At 42.0% G+C, this 19184-nt stretch carries 14 protein-coding genes; all 14 read right to left on the bottom strand.

Annotation, left to right across the window (positions count from 1 at the left end; all coding sequences use genetic code 11):
* Nucleotides 1-17 precede the first annotated feature (17 nt).
* The 14 genes from KCTCHS21_RS06680 to phnX all read right to left on the bottom strand — a co-directional run bounded on the left by KCTCHS21_RS06680 (nucleotide 18) and on the right by phnX (nucleotide 19184).
* On the bottom strand, nucleotides 18-2237 hold the full coding sequence (locus tag KCTCHS21_RS06680) for a DUF6259 domain-containing protein (protein WP_130606122.1): 2220 nt from the start codon (nucleotides 2235-2237) through the stop codon (nucleotides 18-20).
* A 26-nt stretch (nucleotides 2238-2263) separates the two neighbouring features.
* Entirely contained in the window at nucleotides 2264-4471 is a 2208-nt protein-coding gene (locus KCTCHS21_RS06675) for a GH92 family glycosyl hydrolase (RefSeq protein WP_130606120.1), read from the bottom strand.
* Nucleotides 4472-4510: 39 nt separating this feature from the next.
* Complete coding sequence (locus tag KCTCHS21_RS06670) at nucleotides 4511-6994, bottom strand: beta-mannosidase (RefSeq protein ID WP_130606118.1); 2484 nt, start codon at nucleotides 6992-6994, stop codon at nucleotides 4511-4513.
* Nucleotides 6995-7048: 54 nt separating this feature from the next.
* Nucleotides 7049-7867 (bottom strand): carbohydrate ABC transporter permease, encoded by an 819-nt coding sequence (locus tag KCTCHS21_RS06665; RefSeq protein WP_130606116.1) that lies wholly within the window; start codon nucleotides 7865-7867, stop codon nucleotides 7049-7051.
* Nucleotides 7864-8784 (bottom strand): carbohydrate ABC transporter permease, encoded by a 921-nt coding sequence (locus tag KCTCHS21_RS06660; RefSeq protein WP_130606114.1) that lies wholly within the window; start codon nucleotides 8782-8784, stop codon nucleotides 7864-7866. Before KCTCHS21_RS06660 ends, KCTCHS21_RS06665 begins: the two co-directional genes overlap by 4 nt.
* Before the next feature lie 93 nt (nucleotides 8785-8877).
* Nucleotides 8878-10227 (bottom strand): ABC transporter substrate-binding protein, encoded by a 1350-nt coding sequence (locus KCTCHS21_RS06655; protein WP_130606112.1) that lies wholly within the window; start codon nucleotides 10225-10227, stop codon nucleotides 8878-8880.
* Between the two features lie 267 nt (nucleotides 10228-10494).
* Nucleotides 10495-11520, bottom strand: coding sequence for a substrate-binding domain-containing protein (locus tag KCTCHS21_RS06650; RefSeq protein ID WP_130606110.1), 1026 nt, complete (start codon nucleotides 11518-11520; stop codon nucleotides 10495-10497).
* A 178-nt stretch (nucleotides 11521-11698) separates the two neighbouring features.
* The gene (locus KCTCHS21_RS06645) at nucleotides 11699-12502 is read right to left on the bottom strand and encodes a DeoR/GlpR family DNA-binding transcription regulator (protein ID WP_331871883.1); all 804 of its coding nucleotides are present in this window, start codon (nucleotides 12500-12502) and stop codon (nucleotides 11699-11701) included.
* Nucleotides 12503-12517: 15 nt separating this feature from the next.
* Nucleotides 12518-13633 carry an ABC transporter ATP-binding protein gene (locus tag KCTCHS21_RS06640; RefSeq protein WP_130606106.1) on the bottom strand — a complete coding sequence of 372 codons (1116 nt, stop codon included), beginning with the start codon at nucleotides 13631-13633 and terminating at the stop codon, nucleotides 12518-12520.
* Nucleotides 13630-14460: a carbohydrate ABC transporter permease gene (locus KCTCHS21_RS06635; RefSeq protein ID WP_130606104.1), complete on the bottom strand. Its 831-nt coding sequence runs from the start codon at nucleotides 14458-14460 to the stop codon at nucleotides 13630-13632. The genes KCTCHS21_RS06640 and KCTCHS21_RS06635 overlap by 4 nt, the downstream gene beginning before the upstream one ends.
* 22 nt (nucleotides 14461-14482) lie before the next feature.
* Nucleotides 14483-15415, bottom strand: a complete 933-nt coding sequence (locus KCTCHS21_RS06630; protein ID WP_130606102.1) for a carbohydrate ABC transporter permease — start codon at nucleotides 15413-15415, stop codon at nucleotides 14483-14485.
* A gap of 97 nt (nucleotides 15416-15512) precedes the next feature.
* Nucleotides 15513-16886: an extracellular solute-binding protein gene (locus tag KCTCHS21_RS06625; protein WP_130606100.1), complete on the bottom strand. Its 1374-nt coding sequence runs from the start codon at nucleotides 16884-16886 to the stop codon at nucleotides 15513-15515.
* A 137-nt stretch (nucleotides 16887-17023) separates the two neighbouring features.
* A complete protein-coding gene (locus KCTCHS21_RS06620; protein WP_130606098.1) occupies nucleotides 17024-18382 on the bottom strand; it encodes an aspartate aminotransferase family protein in 1359 nt (452 codons plus the stop codon).
* A complete protein-coding gene (gene phnX / locus KCTCHS21_RS06615) occupies nucleotides 18372-19184 on the bottom strand; it encodes a phosphonoacetaldehyde hydrolase (protein ID WP_197726511.1) in 813 nt (270 codons plus the stop codon). The genes KCTCHS21_RS06620 and phnX overlap by 11 nt, the downstream gene beginning before the upstream one ends.

Below are 19184 nucleotides of genomic sequence, written 5' to 3'. Positions count from 1 at the left end.
ATTATTCACCACTTATCTCAAACTAAACGAATCCATATCGTTTGCAGTGCACTAATCTGATGCGTTAAAATTCCATCATCACCCACAAGTACCGTTATTTCTTCTTGCGCATCGGCGCTTTCCCGCAGCTTAATTGGCCTGCCCGCAAATGAAGATAAATCGATGGTGAAGGCTTGCGCTTCCTTCGCATAGTTGATTACAAACTGTACCTCGCTGCCATCCTTGGCAGTCCACCTGCTTGTAAGAAGTGTTGGCACTTTCAAAAGTCGCCCATCAAGCATATGAATTTCGTCCGTTTGCGCTTGAACAGCATATGGCTTCAGCATGCGTCCACTTAACAAATACGGCTTACCCATCCCCTTGCGCCACGAATTCGCATTTTGGATGAAATCAGCAACGGCTTGTTGATCCGGATTTACCTTATTCCAATCCGTCCCCCAGCTCCAAGTTATATCGCCATCATCCTTCAGGCTAACCGTCATCATATCTCCCGCATTAAAGGAGTAAGCAAGACGATACAATAGGTTGTTTGGAGAGTTTTCGAAATCCATAATTCCCTGAGTTGGGTGCTGATTTCCCATGAAATTATTAACAAACTCGTGGTACAAATACTGATAGATCGGAATAGGAGTACCAATAAAGTAATTAATCGTGAGCCGGAGATCACTGAAAAGAAGTCCCGGAATGAATGGCTCTGCTGCCGCCGATTCACAACCAAAAATCACCTTTTTCCCCGCTTGATCTGCAACCTCCTGCAAGCGATCATACAAGCCTGTCATGGCATCTGTCTGCCACTTTCCAGGAACAGGAGGATGTCCGTGGGTTTTACTGTAACAGAAATAAGAGGTGCCACCATGATTCTGGTCGAGCAGCTGGATATAATCGCAGCCACCCTCAATCATATCTTTGACTTCCTTCGCTACCACGTCTACCGTAAAATCCTGTGAGGGGCACATGTCATACCCGCTTCGTTGACCCGTACATATATCAGAATAAGGAAGCTCGCCTGTAGGAGAAGAGCACATGATTTCCGCAAGATTTTCCCGATCAAATTGCTCTTTGCGATTATATTCAGGAATCAAGTGACTTTGTTCCGTCCAGCCAATTCCACTGCAATAAACACCTAGCAGATGACCCGAATCATGCAGCCGGTCGGAAAATTCCTTTAGCGCTTCTTCCCCTCCATACGGTGGCCACACATAGGGTGGAGCCCAAGGCGCTGTTCCTTCCCAGTGCATAAGCAGAGCCATAACCTTACTATCGAAAGACTCTGCCAATTTCTCTAAATGAGGCAACGCTTGAACATAAGGAAACAGCTTGTTCGGTTCCATAGTGTCCATATCCTGCTTACCTCTTACCGGGTAGGCAATAATTACGGGAGATTCTTTATACCATTCCGGTAGATTGGGATTCTCTTCTATCGGTACTGCTTTATATTTGGTAGAAGCTAGATACCAATCTCGATAGATATCCGCCGCATTGTGCCAATCTCCTTCGAACACACCTAGCACCATGTCATAGCTCATCTTCCAGCTTCCGTTACCTTCAACGCCAGGGTATAACCGAAATTGAAGGCATATCCCATTCTCATCTGGAAAATACTCAACAACCTTGACATGCCCTTGGTCGTCATGCGCTCCAAAATACAAGCCGCCTTCATCACAATAGTAGGCCATGAATTGTGTAGGTACTGCCGCAGGATAGATGCCGGCAACCCCTCGGCTAGGGTAGTTGGGCTCTATATATCTAAATCCAGTCGACTCGCGAATGTTAACATCCTCAACAAGTACACCTTCATTTCCCGGCCAAATGATTTTCCCTGTTCCCCCTGTCGCGGTAAGATCGTTGGGTACCACGACCTTTGGAAAATCAATCCATTCAATCAGCCAATCCGTTTCATGATCGACGGCAATGTTCCAGTAGGTTAACGAGCTATTTTTCGGACAATGAATCGTTACAGTAGCTGTAATTTGCTGTGTTTCAAGCTGTGTGTAACGGATAAATATGCGTTCTGCCGCACTCTCTACCTCATTAACAATGTCGACCGAACCGAAGTCAGAAGCATGTATATCAATGATATTACCTACAGAATCACGGAAGCGAATTGTAAATAAAGGCTGCACCTCGCCACTAAAAGCTATGAATTGCTTCTTCCCATTAGAGAAAGAGGTTAGAGAGCCAGCTGCGTCATCCAACGTAAAATGATAACCTGTTTTTTCAATATGCAATTGATCCACTACCTTTCTATTTTTAGATGTTCAAATCAAATCTTCGACATTGAAAAAGGCAATGCCTCAGCTTCATAGGTCTTTTCTGAAGGTGTACCCCGCATTTGGAAACGGATATGCGCACCTGATTGTAGCTGCTCATGCGTAAAGAACAACTGATTATGGGACTCTTCATTCATCTGTACGGATTCCACATATTTGTTAGCCGTCCCATTATCACTTGCTTCAATAATTAAGTCGTTTCCATCCTCAAGATGCAGGGTCAATCGTTGAAACAAGGGACTGCCCATTACATATTGCGGAGCTCCAGGACTGAGTGGGTAGAAACCCATAGCACTAAAAAGATACCAAGCACACATACTCCCGTTATCTTCGTCCCCTGGAAGCCCATCTGTTTCTGCACTAAACAGCTCCTCCGCTGCCTTTCTTACCCAATATTGCGTAGAGGAAGGCTGTCCGAGTGCTGTGAAGATGTAAGGAATGTGAAAGCTAGGCTGATTACAAATCGCAAATTGACCAAAATCAATCGCTGCCATTTCCGACATTTCATGAATTTCGAAGCCATAGCTTCCTACCTTGAAGACTGGCGGCTCATTCATCAGCTCATGTAGTCGTTGCACAAAAGCATCTCGTCCACCCATTAAGTTGGCTAATCCCAATAAATCATGAGGCACTGCCCAGCTGCTCTGCCATGCGCCGCCTTCACAGAATTCTCCCCCCCATGTTAACGGATCGAACAATTCGTTCCATGTTCCGTCTTCTTTTTTCCCACGCATAAACCGAACAGACGGATCAAATAGCTTCGCATAGCCTTTCGCTCTTGTGATTAGAAATTCATAATCAGCTTCTTTACCCATGCCTTTAGCAAGCTGGGCGATACAGAAATCACCGTAAACGTAATCTAGCGTATTACTTACACTCTCATGGTAAGTATCGCAGGGAAGATAACCTAACCGATTGTAATCATCCAAGCCTCTACGTCCTAACGCAGGTTTGTCTGCATTTACAGTGGCATGCTTCAATAATCCTTCATAGGCTGTTTCGATATTGAAGCCTTGAATTCCCTTAACATAGGCATCCGCAAATACCGCATCAATTAAAGTACCCGGCATGACACTTCGCTCACCCGGTGAAACCCACTTCGGCATCCATCCGCCTTCTTTATAAGCATTCACCCATGATTGCAGAATTTCACCTAATCTAGTTGGATAAAGCAGGCTGAACAGCGGTACGGTTGTTCTATACGTATCCCAAAACCCATTATCGGAATACATAGGGCCTGGGTATATTTTTCCGTCATAAGGGCTGTAATGAATTTGCGATCCCTCTTCGTCGTACTCGTACCACATACGTGGAAATAAACTTACGCGGTAAAGGCACGTATAGAACGTACGCCGATCATCTTCTAACTCCGCTTCAATATCGATGCGATTCAGAGTCTTCTCCCATGTCTCAGAAGCTTCTGCACGTACTTCCTCAAAGCTACGAATTCCGACTTCAGACCGCAAATTTATCGCAGCTTGCTCTACACTAATAAATGAAGTGGCCACTCTTACATTCACGATTCCGGACTCCGATGGAAGAAACCCGATGAACGCACCTAGCGCTTCCTGTGGCTTTGACCATCCATTGTCCACTTGTTCATTACCGCTAAATGTACTGCTGTTAGCTAAATCGATCTCACAATCGAATTCAAACACAAAATAAGTAGCAAAATTATCAGGTGCTCCTGCAGCTTTCGCCCTTGTATATCCCGTTAAACGGCGGGCATCAGAATCAAGCTTCCAATTACATTCCCCCTCAATAGGCGCAATGATTAATCGCGAGAGCTCTAACTCACGATAATTGATTCTCATACTGGCACATCGATCGGTTGGTGTTAACTCTAGAGTGATCGGGTACCGCTGCAGCGATATTTTAAAATGATCAGGTTTAACACTCATCTCCTCTGGTTTAAACGAGGAGGAGCGTTTGGAGGCAGATAAGCATAGTGGTCCAGACTGCGGCATAATGACCAAATGTCCGTAGTCATCAATCCATGGACTAGGCTGGTGAGTCAGTCGAATTCCTTGGAAGACGCGATGGTTAGGATGAAAAAACCACCCCTTCCCCTTCTCATTTGTTTGTGGGCTCCAAGAAGCCATCCCGAATGGCTTCATGACGAGAGGGAGCGTATTACCGTTAGAAAAATCGTAGGTGGAATCCGTTCCTTGCAAAGGATTCACATATTGAAGTAAGCTCATGATTGGCATTCCCCTATCTCTGCGAAGACGTTTATACAATTAATAGCTATCTACTATACTAAGCACCTTTAAGGAATCGATTATATCCTTTAACTGGACTGTCGCATTGTCCAGATCTGCTTTATTTAATCTAACTTTCTTAACATCACCAGCAGAAAGGTCAAAGTAATTATCACTAAACACACCTTCAATATCCGTCAAAGAAAGCTGAACATATTTAGCAAAAGCCTCTGCCGTTAGGCTGATTTCATAAAAGGTCGTCTGTTCCGTAACAGTAAACTTCAGCCCTGGATTCTTAAACTGAAAGTACTTAGCTGGGACAAACAATACAGTTGCCCGACCGATGATCTCAGACCCTACCTCCAGATAATACTCCAGATACGTATTTCTTTTGTCATCCATCGTAACAAGATTCTCTGCCAGCTCCAGTGACACTATTTCCTCTGAAGTGAGTGCACTAACGGCGATTTCCTTGCTTCCATAAAGTAAAATACTTGATTGTGCATCACGTAATTTCCAATGGAGCTGTCCATGAACGGAATCTCTCGTCTCGTTAGCTACATGCAACGATACTTGTGTACCCTCCTCGCAAGCAGAAACAAGAATCGGTGCGAAGAAATTCCTGGAGTAATAATGCAGTGCTTTCCAGCGGCCAAAAGAATCGATACCCGACCAGGATAAGGTCGGCCAGCAATCATTTAACTGCCAATAGAGAGCTCCCATACAACGTCCTCTATGACGCCGCCAATGCTCCACGCCATAACGCATAGCTTCAGCTTGCATAATCTGTGATACATATATTAAGGAAGAGAAATCCTTCGGGTACTGAAACGTCTCTGATAAATAAGTGAGCATGATTTGGTTGCCCGATGGATTTTTCTGATGATTTTCCATGACATAAGCGAATAAATTACGGTCCTCTGGAATTGTAAATGCCTCTATCGTCTTCATATCGGGTATAGATTCAAATCCGAATTCAGACATGTAACGGAAATAGGTTTTGCGATATTCTGTAAAGGGCTTATTGCCAAACCAAACCTCCCAATAATGACCGTCCCCGTAATCCTCAGAATTCGTATTTAAGAAATCGCCGCCTGAAGAAGGTGAGCCCGGCCAATAGAAAGTGTCTGGCGCAATAGTCGCCATAAGTGTAGGAATTTCTTTCTCAAAAAGTCGGACATACCCGTCTTTATTCTCATCTGTACTCTCGATCCGCCCATCACCAAAGAACATTTCGATTTCATTATTCCCGCAATATAAACCCACACTAGCGTGATGGCGAACTCTCTTAACGTTATCCTCAATCTCTTTCAGTGAATTCTCAATGAATGATTCTGAGAAATCATAGATGCCACAGGAAAACATGAAATCCTGCCATATCATTATCCCGTATTGATCACATAGCTCATAAAAATTATTACCAGGATAGAATCCTCCACCCCATACCCGAATCGTGTTGAAATTGGCTTCCGCACAATCTTTAATCAATCTCTCTGTTCGTTCTCTAGTCAAACGCCCTAATAGATTATCTTCCGGGACGTAATTCGCACCCATGGAGAAAATCTTGATCCCATTTACTTCAAAGGCGAATTGATTTCCCCATTCGTCGGCATCCGTATTTACCGTAAGCGTGCGTAAGCCTATCTTATACTGCTTACGATCTAGCACGGTATCTCCATTGCATAGTGCGACTTCAACTTTATATAAAGATTGTTCCCCGTAACCTCTTGGCCACCATAAATCTGGTTGTTCAATAATAATTTCACCGGTTGAGAATTGACCAATTGAATCCGAAAGCTGCCACTTTGTCCCGTCTGGAGCAACAATGTCAACACTCGCTTCCAATGGAATATCCGTAAATCTTTCTAAATCCAAATCAAATCCGAGCCTCACTCTTCCCTCTTCATGTCTTTGATGGATATAGACATCCTTCAACATGGCGTGTGATACATTGAGGAGTGTAACATCCTTCCAAATTCCGCAATCGGGAAGCTTCGGACTCCAATCCCAACCTGACATATAGTGCGCTTTACGTAGATGAGTGAAACCCGGCACGACCATCGGGATGCCGAATAAAGGTTTTTTCGCTTGTTTTTCTTTCATATATTGGACAGGTGAATTTAAGCGAATAACCAATTCATTAGTCCCAGACTGTAATAAGGAAGAAACATCTACCCTATAGGTTCTAAACATGTTATCTGTATCTAAGATCCAAGCTCCATTTAGTCGAACCTCTGCAAGCGTGTCTAGACCATCAAACTGTAAAAATTGCTTGCGACCTTGGGCGCTATCTCCACTCCACTCAAAAGTACGGGAATACTCATAATCATTGTCAAACAGAGGTAAGAGAAGGTTATCATTATCCCTATCAAAAGGATCTTGAATTTCATTAGCCGACAATAGATCGGTAAGTAACGTGCCGGGGACGTTTGCATTTTTCCAGTCCGGATCGCCCACCATCCTATAATTCCAAATCCCATTAAGGCTTATTTTTTGTAAATTTGATTGTTGAAGCTCTATCATTTATACCGTTCCTCTCATCTCTACGAAGTAACAATTGGCTATCTGATTATCTAATTAAGATTTAACAGCTCCGGCAAGTGCACCATCTACGATATAGCGCTGGAAAGTTAAATAGAAAGCAGTAATCGGTAGGGATACAATAATTAAGGCTGCAGTTAATACCGTCCAGTTATTGTTGTGAACCCCAAAGAATACGAACAGTCCTTTAGTAATGGGATATAGTTTATCGTTAGACAAGAAAATGGTAGCTCGGATAATATCATTCCAAACATTCATAGCATTAAATATGATCATTGTCGCAATAGCAGGCTTCATGAGCGGCATAAGGATCATAAACATATATCTCAAATAACCACAGCCATCAATGGCACAGGCCTCGTCAAAGTCTTTAGGAATCGCCTTAATATAGGAAACGAAAAAATAGAAAGTAAGGCCACCAATGCTGAGCAAAGTAATAATGTAGCCCAAACTCGTGTTATACAGATTCATTTTTAAGAACAATTGAAATAACGGGATCGTTCCATCTGGCAGAAACATCGCAGCCAACATAAATAGAGTTAGAAACTGCGCACCTCTTATATATTGACGTGCGATCGGAAAGGCAAGGAAAATATTAAGCAATATCGTCATCACAGTAACGAGTATCGTATATATAAAACTGTTCATAATGTAGTTCCCAAAATTCCCAGTCTTCCATGCATCTAAATAGTTTTTCCAATGAAGAGATTCACTCAGTCCTACAGGATCAAGCATAAAATTATTAGAGGTCTTCAGAGAGATATTAAAGGTATAGAGAAGCGGATACAGATACACGACGACAATTACAGCAATTACAAAGTACATCAAGCCTTTAGAAAACGTAGTGCTTCTCAAAACATTTCACGCTCCTTACGGCTTCCATAGTACTGGCTTAGTATCGTAAATACGAGAATAATGACGAACAATAACATAGATAGTGAAGCGGCATAACCTTCACGATAGCTAGAACCCGTCCCTCCCGATGAACTAACTCCCATCCCAAATGCGGCATTTACAATCATCATCGGTAGCGTAACAGTATCAAACCTACCGCCGGTTGTTACATATATAATTTGGAAATTTTGCAATGAACCTATCATCGTCACCAATAGATTTGTGATTAAGGTAGGCAGCAGTAGCGGAAAAGTAATTTTGGTGAATTTGGACCACGGAGTTGTGCCATCTATGTAGCCCGCTTCATACAAATCTTTAGGAATCGTTTGTAAGCCTGCAAGGAATATGATCATCGTAAATCCAGCATACATCCAGATATTAACGGCAATTACAGTAGGAAAAGCCGCATCATAGGAGCTTAAGAAAGTAGAGCTAGTCCCAAACCAGCCAAGGATTACATTAATAGGTCCATCATTAGATAGTAATAGCGTAGATAAAATACCGACTACCGTGACACCTAGTACAACAGGCGTAAAAATGATCGTACGCGCAACTGACTGACCTTTAAACTTATTGTTCAGAAGTAACGCAAACAAAAGACCAATAGAGGTTTGAAATACGACCACAGCTATGGTGTAAATAAACGTTCTTCTTAATGCATCTACAACATCGCGTTTGTTTGATAAAAATAGGAATTCTTTATAATTATCCAATCCAATATATTTCCATGGCGCACCTGGAGTTCCTGATATATCGGTAAAGGACAAAACAGCAGTAGCAATTGATGGTCCAGCAAAAAAGACTAAATATATGAGGATACCTGGAATCATCCATAAGATGAGAGACCATTTGCGCCACACGCTAAAGTTGGATGACATTCATTTCCCCCCTATGATTAGGAATAAGACTCCACCCGCATTGCTAGGCATAGAGTCTTACCCCTTTTTAAACCAAACCTTATTCCAAATTAGTTATTTATTACTTTTCAGTGCCTTATCCCAATCGCCTTGCACCAAATCTGCCAATTCTTTCGTTGTAGCAATTGGTCCTCCGAACGATTTCAGCAATGCTCCAGCCGTCGCAGAGCCATACTTACCTACACCCTTTGGAGTATAATGAAGAGATTCATAGTGTAGCTTTAATGAAGTACCTAACTCTTTCATGAATTCACTTTCCATAACAGTGCCAATTTGCGTTGGAATAAGTCCTTGTGTATTTTCAAATTCTGTATAATTTTCTTTTTCATTCAAGAACGCGAGCCATTTTAATGCTGCATCTTGATTAGGCGATTTGGCATTGATCAGGTAACCGATGTCAAAGTTCCCTTGCAGCACTTGATCGCCTGCATCGTTCGGTAAAGGAAAATAACCATAATTGACATTCGCGTCTGCACCCGAAATCTCGCTAGCCCGCCAAGAGCCATCCGCCAGCATCGCAGCTTTTCCTGTGACAAAGTGACTTAGTGCTGCATTATAATCCACACCAAGAATTCCTTTATCGAAAAATCCATTCCATTGATCCATGCGCTCCCATACTTTCATAAACTGCTCATCATTAAACTTTCTTTCACCTGTCCATAGTTGACGATCTAAATCCTCGTAATTGGGGATAACAGTACCCACCAAATTATTCATCATCATATTAGCCGGCCAGCCATCCTTGCCTCCGATTGTAATTGCACTAATACCTGATTTTTTTATTTGATCCACTAGTACCACAAAGTCATCCCATGTTTTAGGAGCACTCCAGCCATTCTTCTCGAATAAGTCTTTATTGTAGAAAATCCCATTGGAAGCAATTGAGCCTGTTGGAATGCCGTAAATCTTCCCTTCCCAGCTCATTGCCTTCTGTGCATCCTCAGTGTAGTTACCCACCCACGGCTGACCACTCAAATCCGTATACATTCCTTGCTCAATGTCACTGATCCAAGTTGGTTTATCTGTCACTGCCCAATCAACTGGTGGCGAATAAAAAGGGGCAGATTGAATGATGTCTACATCACCTGCTGTCATACGGGTAAGCTTTAGCTGTCCGAAGCTATTCGTATCCACAATATTCATATCCACTTTAATATTGGGATATTTAGCAGAAAATTTTTCGTTTAGCTTTTTAAGCGCTTCCACAGTAGGGACATTGTTCCACCCAATTAACCGAAGGGTTACTGGCTTTTCATTCGCAGTTGCTGATGGCGATTCCGTTCCATTGGTTGATGTCGGTTCACTCTTCGTATCATTATTTCCTCCACAAGCAGCCATGACGAACAAAAGCATCGTACAAATTACAACAGCAGTTGAACGTTTCAAGAATTTTGAGCTAAACATCTAATTTCCCCCTAGTACGATAATGTAAGCGCTTATAGGGCGCTGAAATCATTGTATCAACAGTCAAGCTGTTTGTAAACCAAAATAACGTTACTTTTAATTACTTTTACACAATATATTTGAGTCATTCTGTATTATCACAGTAATTAACAGTTCAAGCGAATAAAAATTGAAAAAAAACGCAAAAAAAACAGGTTCGCACCCACTTTATTTGCCTATATTTGCAATTATAGTCATTTGTAAACAACATTACTTAACTTTACAAAATCATAAAGAAAGAACGGAGTCTCTTTCAATCAAATGTGTAGGTATCTGCCACTTAATGAATGTATCTGGTTTTTTCATAACAATCTGAACCAAATCTATAGTCGCTTCACACATCGCCATCTTATCCACTTTAATGGTTGTGAGCTGCGGAGTTGTAAACGTAGCAATCTTAATATCATCAAATCCAACAATCGATACTTCTTCCGGCATCGCTACTCCACGTGTATGTAATACATCCATTAAATTAGAGGCAATACTGTCATTTCCACAGAAAAAGGCAGTCGGCTTCTGCTTTAGATGATCATAAAACGAGGAGATACCTTCCAGATTGCAGTTATAATCTTCTGATTCAGTCAAGCAATAATCCATATTTAGCTTAATCCCACAATCCTGATGCGCCTTCCAATAACCTAGCCAACGTTCAGCATGACTACTCGCCAAATTTACAGGACCAATAAAACCAATTTCCGTATGTCCTGCATCAATTAATAGCTTCGTTGCCTTGTAAGCACCTCCCGTATTTTCCGAGGTTACGGATGAACAAGGAATATCCATGTAATACGAGTCCAGCATTACCAATGGCTTACCCAGATTAAATACAGTACGCACATAATTTTTCTCGACGATACCAAATAGAATAATGCTGGAAAATTGAACTTCATAGATTAAGCTCGGAAGCTCTAGGTTACGTTCCATCTCTTCATCAATTTTGGCAATGATGGCGTTAAATCCTTGATCTCGTGCGCTCTTCTCAATTCCCCATACCAAATCGTAATAATATTGAAATTGATCGTTATCCTGATAGATCATCGCTCGAAAAGGAACCAATATGAGTACATTTTTCTGACTTTCATCTGCTTTAGCAGCAAACTTATATCCCATACTCTTTGCAACTTGATTTACCTTCTCTCTTAATTCATCGCTAATGCCCTTTTTATCCATAATCGCTAAAGATACGGAATTCTTCGATATCCCCAAACGATCTGCTATATCTTGCATCGTTACTTTTTTCTTTCTGATCGACATTATTGTTCCTCCATTAACATTCATTTGTTTAAAACTTATCGCAAGTCATTTATTCTGTCAAGTTCAGTCAATTGAAATCAACAGTAAGTAGAGATATCGAGATCATTATATTCGAAAATAAACATAGAAAAAGCTCCCCAAGAACACAGGAGCTGGTTTAGCATACTCATATATCTATTTAATCCAAAGGATTAATCCATCTTAAATCCAAGCTTTTAAGTGTATCAGACCATCCCTCAGGAGGCTCTTGATCGGATACAATGATATGGATATCTTTCAGATCAGCAATCTTAGCTACCGTACGTTTAACTATTTTAGAGTGATCGGCTACAACTATTGTCGTCTCTGAAGAACGGATGAGCTTTCTTGTGAACGCAGCTCGATCGTAATCGTAGCTGGTAATACCATTCTCCAATGAGACACCGTCAACAGAAACGAATGATTTATTGACATAGAAGTCTTCCATTATTTTCTCAGCAATTGGCCCTGATACCCGCAGATGCTTAGCGTTAACTTCCCCACCGATAAAAATAATTTTACCATCAAAGGTTCCACGCTTGTTGTATTCAATTAGCAGCATAAGCGTTGGTATCGAGCTCGTCAATATCGTTAAGTTTTGCTTATTTTCTAAGAAATGAATGATCTGCAAAGCGGTGCTTCCTTCATCCACGACAATAACATCGTTATCCTCGATTAGTCCTGCAGCTAAGAAGCCTATTTTGCGCTTAGCCTCTGCGTGTATAGACTCTCTTTCGTAATGCGCGGGCTCCACTTCCACCTTAAACTTAACCGCTCCACCGTATACCTTTTTAAGCTTGTTTTCTTTTTCGAGATCATCAAGATCTCTACGAATCGTTTCTGTTGAAACCTCAAAAAGCTGAGAAAGCTCATTCGCTATTACTTTCCCTTTTTCATTTAGCAAATTCATTATACTTAATTTTCTTTCTTCACCTGCAAGAGACACCTTACTCTTCCCCCTCATAATTTAACAGCAGCTTTACCGATATTGTAGAAGATTAAGACCATTATTCGTCATATCAAAAATGTGAAACTTACTAGCCCTAAACTTAATATAAACGATATCGCCCGAATTAACCTCAATTTCATTGCCAATTAGTAGCCGAATCATTGTTTCGAGCTTCTGCTGAGGATCAATTGCCTTTACCAGCTTCCCGCTGCCTAAATGCTCAACTAAATCAACCTTCATCTTAATGGCTTGATTGTCCGTTTCATCACAGAACGAAATATCATGCGGCCTAATTCCGAATTGGACAGATTTCCCCATATCCGACTTCGCGAGTCTTCTATCCTCAGGAAGAACAAACTCAAAGCCACTTGTGACGACAACTTGATGACCAGACCTCTCTTCAACTGTTCCCATGATTAGGTTCATAGGCGGGTTACCTAAAAAGCTGGCTACGAATAAATTGATCGGATGGTTGAATAGCTCGTTCGGTGGTGCGTATTGTTGAATTTTACCCCCATTCAAGATCGCAACTCGATCAGAAATCGCGAGTGCCTCCTCTTGATCGTGAGTTACAATAATCGTTGTTACATTTAATTTAAGCTGTATTTTACGAATTTCATCACGCACGTCTAGCTTCAGCCTCGCATCTAAATTAGACATTGGCTCATCCAGCAGCAATATTTCTGGATTTTTGGACAATGCCCGAGCCATCGCAACCCGTTGCTGCTGTCCGCCTGATAGCTGGGAAGGCTTACGATCAAGCAAATGATCAATTTGCAAAATTTTGCTCGTTTCTTTCGCACGCTCATAAGCCTCTTGCTTAGGAATCTTTCTTTCTCTTAAAGGGAAGGCGATGTTGTCCCGTACCGTCAAGTGAGGGTATAGCGCATACGATTGAAATACCATCCCGATGTTACGATCCTTTGGCTCGACATGATTGACCAGCCTATCACCGAAATAAATCTCTCCCGACGTCGGTTTAAGCAGCCCCGCAAGCATCATCAAGGTCGTCGTCTTCCCACAGCCGGAAGGGCCAAGTAATGCTACGAATTCCCCTTTATTAATCTCCAGATCCAGACCATCAACAGCCTTATTTCCTTCTTGCTTGCCGTCGTATTCCTTCACGATGTTTTTCAAAGTAATCATACCTGCTTAGCCCCTCCCAAATTAACCTTCATGAATATTTTCTGGGTGAAGATGTAGAACACAACGATCGGTAGCGTATAGAACAATCCGATAGCCGTAATTAATCCGTAATTAATAATTTGATTTTCCTTCGTTATTAATTTAGATAAGTAGCCTGCTAGCGTCAGCATGTCATCATTAAATATGAGTAGCTTGAAGAGGAACCACTCCCCATATGCACCAAGAAACGAGAATACAGCAATCGCGCCGATTCCAGGTAATACATAAGGGACTAACACCTTTTTGAAAGCAGTAAACCGAGTACAGCCGTCAACCATTGCAGCCCATTCAATATCCCAAGGCACTTCGTCGAAGAAGCCTTTCATAATATACACTCGACCTGGGAGAGAGCCCGTAATCGCTACTAACAGCACTCCTAAATAGGTATTAACTAAGTGCATTTGAACGAGGATGAAAAAGGTCGCGATAATTAACGTGACGCCTGGAAAAGATCTCATAAGAAACAGAAACTTCATCGCCGCTCTCTTCCCCTTAAAGTCCAGCCTGGAGAATGCATACGCTGTAGGCACAGATATGGCTACCTCAATGGCGACAATTAACAGCGAGTACATAATCGTATTTAGTACGATCGGCCAAATTAACGGCAGCTTTACTCCTGCATATTCCACAGGCTCCTTGAAGAAGGAGAAATTGTCCATTGTAAATTGCCCTGTCGTAAAGTTCATTGTTGCCGATAGAAAATACCAAACGATCATCGCTATAATCGGCAACGTAAACAATGTCATATACGTATGGACGAGCGCTTTTTTCAGTGTGCTAGGTGACATGATCTTATCTCCTTCTTACATGCTAATCTTCTATTCTTGAAGGTTTAATCATTTGGTTAAAATCGAACAGGCGTAAAAAGAATAGGGTCAGTATAAAAGAGATAAATACGACGATTAATGATACAGCCGCTCCGTAACCGTAATATTTCAAGTTAAACGCTTGTTGAAAGGCGTATAAGGACAATGTTGTTGTATCCCGCATTGGACCGCCGTTCGTCAGCAGCATGATAAAGAAATAAGAGGACACAAAGCCAATGAGCTCCGATATCGTAATATACATTAGCGGCCATTTTAAGGTTGGAAGGATAATTTTGAAAATAACTGATTTCTCACTTGCACCATCTACTCGAGCTGCTTTGTACAAATCCTCAGGAATCGAGTTAATAGCTGCCGACAGCAGAATCATTCCTCCTGAAATCGTGGATACGATCGTTGCCAATATAACAATGGCCATAGCGCCTTTCGTAAACCAAGATACAGGATCAGATACGATACCTAGTTGATGCATAATATTGTTGAGGAAGCCTTCCTCGGTAGGATCGAATACATATTTCCAGAATGTCACATAGACGACAGCAGGAATAATACTAGGAATAAGCCATAACACTCTGTATATTACAGCTGACACTTTGCCTTTAAGAAAATACTGTGTGGCAATTGAGATGATTAAAGCAAAGAGCAACGAGATGAGCAACGATAGAATGGCAAAGATTGCTGTGTTCCATAAAATTAACGGGAGATTGTAATCATTGAATATTCTCGTAAAATTAGTTAATCCGATAAATTTAGGCTTCATAGAGGCGTTCAAATCGGTAAAGGACATCACTATCGTTGCAACGGCAGGTAGAACGAAAAATATGAACACGAGTATCGCGAACGGCATGATGAAAAAATAAGGATATAGCTTTTTCGTTAACGGTTTTTTGTATCTTTGTGGAGGAACTACGCTTTCCATACCGATCTCTCACCCACTTCCTAATCATATAAGTGGAAAGGAGCTCTAACCTGAGATTAGAGCTCCTTTCAGCAGAGCGCAGCCCGCGTCGATTTATTTATTGAATAACAACATGATCTGCAGGAACATTTTGCTTCACTTCTTTTTTGAATAATTCGTAAGCTTCTTCTGCTGATTTACCTTTAGTTAGGATGGAATCCACACCTAAAGTGTAGCCTTTAATAAATACTGCATAATCTGGCTGTGCCGGGCGAGTGCGAGTAAATTGAACCAAATAGGCGTGATCCTTGTAAAATTCCATCGCCTTAAACCGTTCATCCTGTTGAGCTTCAGGTGTTACAGGCAGCTTACCACTCGCAATGGTATGATTGATTTGCAGGTCGGGATCAAGAACGTGCTCAATTAATTTTTGTACGTAAGGCATTTTGGCATCGTCCACTTTCGGACCAACGAACATCAGAGCCGGGTTACTATAGGAAGAAGGCTTTCCTCCCTTAGCTGCTGATGGCACTGGAATCCAGACCACATTGTCATTAAACCATGTGTTGTAGCCTTCAACATCATCCTTCATGCCGTTCGTTTCACGCATCATCTGGTAAAACTCCGTGCGGGCAAATTCTGCGAAAACCTCACCCTTAACGAACATAGGAGCGGCCTTATCTGTATCAATATCTGCAATGCCTTCTGTAATTACTCCGCGTTTCACAGCATCGGACCAGAAGGAATATACGTCCTTGGCTTGCGAAGCAAGCACTAATTTGTTTTGCTCTGCGTTGTAGTTAAAGTTGTTAAACGCATAGTTCCAGCCTTCGAATCTTGTATCTTCTACAGCAAATCCGATTTTAACCAAGCTTTTTTTCTTAGCTTCGTCCGCAAGATTTACCAAATCCTCGAATGTAAAATCTCCGGAATCAACACGCGCTCTTAAGCCGTTGATCTGCTCGTCCGTCCAGCCTAAGCCCTGTAACGCTTTACGGCTAATAAATACCGGGGAAGCATCCATATCCTGAATGACACCATAATAATGACCATCATATTTCATAATATTTGTATAAGAGTCCGGAACGCTTTTGAATACTTCAGAGTCTTTAACCCAGTCGATCTTTTGAATTAGACCCGCATCAAGCTGCCAACCAATATCGACACTGGAATTAATGAAGATGTCCGCTGCTTTACCTGCTTGTAATTGAAGAATCAACTCATCATCGTCAATTCCTGGCCACCAATCGATTTTCACTTGAACATTTTCTGCCTTTAACTGCTCATTCAAGCGCTTCTCAGCTTCGATAAAGTTGTCTTTACGTGCTCCCCAAGTGTTTTCACGAACAGAAATCGTAACTACCTTCGTGTTGTCTCCATTGCTGGCGCTTCCTGTTGCAATTGAATTTCCAGAATCATTTTTCGTTCCGCAGCCTGCTAACAGACCAACGCTCATGACCACACTTAAAGCAGTAACTACAAGCTTCTTCATTTCTTTGTATCCTCCTTATGGTCTCTTCACTCGTTTTTTCTCTCGTACAAGATTAGTATAAGCAAGCAGTGTAAAAGGAGGATTAATTCCACGTTAATTATTTGTTTTATTGTTGTTTCATATGTTATATCGTTGTTTTATTGCGAAGAAACTTCAGAAATTGCGGCTTCAATAATATCTAATGCTTGTTCTAGCTGTTCCTGGGTCGTAATTAACGGTGGTACTAGTGTAATTACATTGCCATTAGAAACCTTAAAGCTCAAACCTCTTTCCATACACAGGTACATGACTTTCTCCGTTTCCTCTACTGCCTTTTCCTTAGATTGCCTGCTCCTGACTAGCTCAATCGCTGCTAGCATACCTATAACGCGCACATCTCCGATGATTTCATGCTTGCTCATCATCTGTGTTAACCGATTTTTCAAGACGACACCCATCTGCTCTGAATGCTCAAGTAAGCCATTATTTTCGATGTATTCAATAGTCGCCAATGCCGCTGCACAGCCTACAGAGCTTTTCTCGTGCGTGTAATGTCCAAGGGAAATGTCTTGTGCAATATTAAGACCTTCACGTGCTATGATCCCTGCCATCGGGAAAACACCACCGCCAAATCCTTTGCCAATAACAACAATGTCCGGCACAATATCGTAATGCTCATGCACGAACATTTTCCCCGTTCTTCCGAACGCTGTCGGAATTTCATCCAGTACTAGCAGAACACCGAATTGATCACATAGCTGGCGCAGTCGCTGAAAGTAAGCCTTAGGAGGAATTTGTACATCGGTGCTGCGGATAGGCTCTATAATAATAGCCCCTACATCACCTTCTCTTTCCAGCACATACTCCAAGTAATCTAAGCCCTTCATGCCACCATCATCACACTCACCTAAAATACTGCGATAAGAATTGAAGGGCATCATATGCTCTGTTCCCGGTAACAGCGGACCCATATCGTTGCGAAATACTCCTTCGCCCCCGACTGAAATGGCATCTAAGCTTGCTCCGTGAAACGAATCCCAAGTAGATATTGTTTTGAACTTACCCGTTGCTTTCCTTGCAAGCTTCATCGCTAATCCAATGGCACTCGTTCCTCCAGGTGTTAATAACACCCTGTTCAAATCACCCGGGGCAAGCTCAACTAGCTTCTGAGCTAGCTGAATGGCAATAGGGCTCGTATATCGACGCGGTAAGAAAGGTAGCTCATCCAATTGATTCTTAACGGCTTCAATGACATATTGATTTTTATATCCGACCTGATGAACACTATTGCCATGAAAATCTATTATTTTGCGACCATCCATATCCTCTAAATAAATGCCTTCCGCGTTCTTAATGACATTCAAGCATGGCGTCGACATCGATTGATGAAGAAAATAACGGCTGTCATTGTCTAGCACATCCATCGTTTGCTCACTCAAATGAGCCTCCTGCCATTGCCCACGCTCCGGAGATATATTAATGTCGCCTTCGGTTCTTAAATAAGATTTAATTTCCACTTGGATGTCCCCCTCCGATAAGGCGGGTATTAATCGCTTCAATAATGTCGGGTAGCTGAGACATGTCCTCTATTACATAATGGGCTCCATATTGTAAGAAACGTTGCTTAGCTGCTTCTATTAGATCGCTAAGCTTGCTATCTTCCATTGCGTTAACTTCATCCTGAGTCAAGCCTAGCATCGAGCTTCCTTTAACGATGCCAACTGCCCAAACTCCGGCATTCCTTGCCTCTTGTATATCTGATGCTGTGTCTCCAACCTTCACAACCTGTGAGACCAGCCCCATATCCAGCTGAATCATATTTTTATAGATCATATAGGGAGAAGGACGTCCCTTACCGTTCACTGAATCCGGCGTTAGCCAATAGTCAGGTGCATAGCCGTTCTCGCTTGCCTTGCTGGCAACAATATTCATCATGGCATCGTTATATCCTGTTGTTGCACCGATCTTCAAGCCTGTCTGCCGTAATTGATCGACTACATTAATCACGTGCTCAATTGGATCGGCAAATTGATGTAAGATTGCTAGTAGCTTCGGTTCAAACTCATCGTGCATTTGATCGACATCGCTATCCGTATAGGGACGCCCAATCTGCTCTTCGAATAGCTTGCCAATTCGCGGCATCTCCAGCATCGTCTTTATATGATCCCATTTCAGAAAGCCCATTGGCGCCCGTACTTCCTCCAACGTCGGCTCGATCCCTTTTGTTCTGAATATATCCAAGAATACATGCACCGGAGCCATGCACCCATAATCGACTGCTGTTCCTGCCCAATCTAAAATAATTCCTTGTACTTTCAT

The organism is Cohnella abietis (assembly GCF_004295585.1).
Classification (GTDB): domain Bacteria; phylum Bacillota; class Bacilli; order Paenibacillales; family Paenibacillaceae; genus Cohnella; species Cohnella abietis.
Note: the sequence above shows the minus strand (reverse complement) of the source record. Positions and strands in the feature narration are given on the sequence as shown.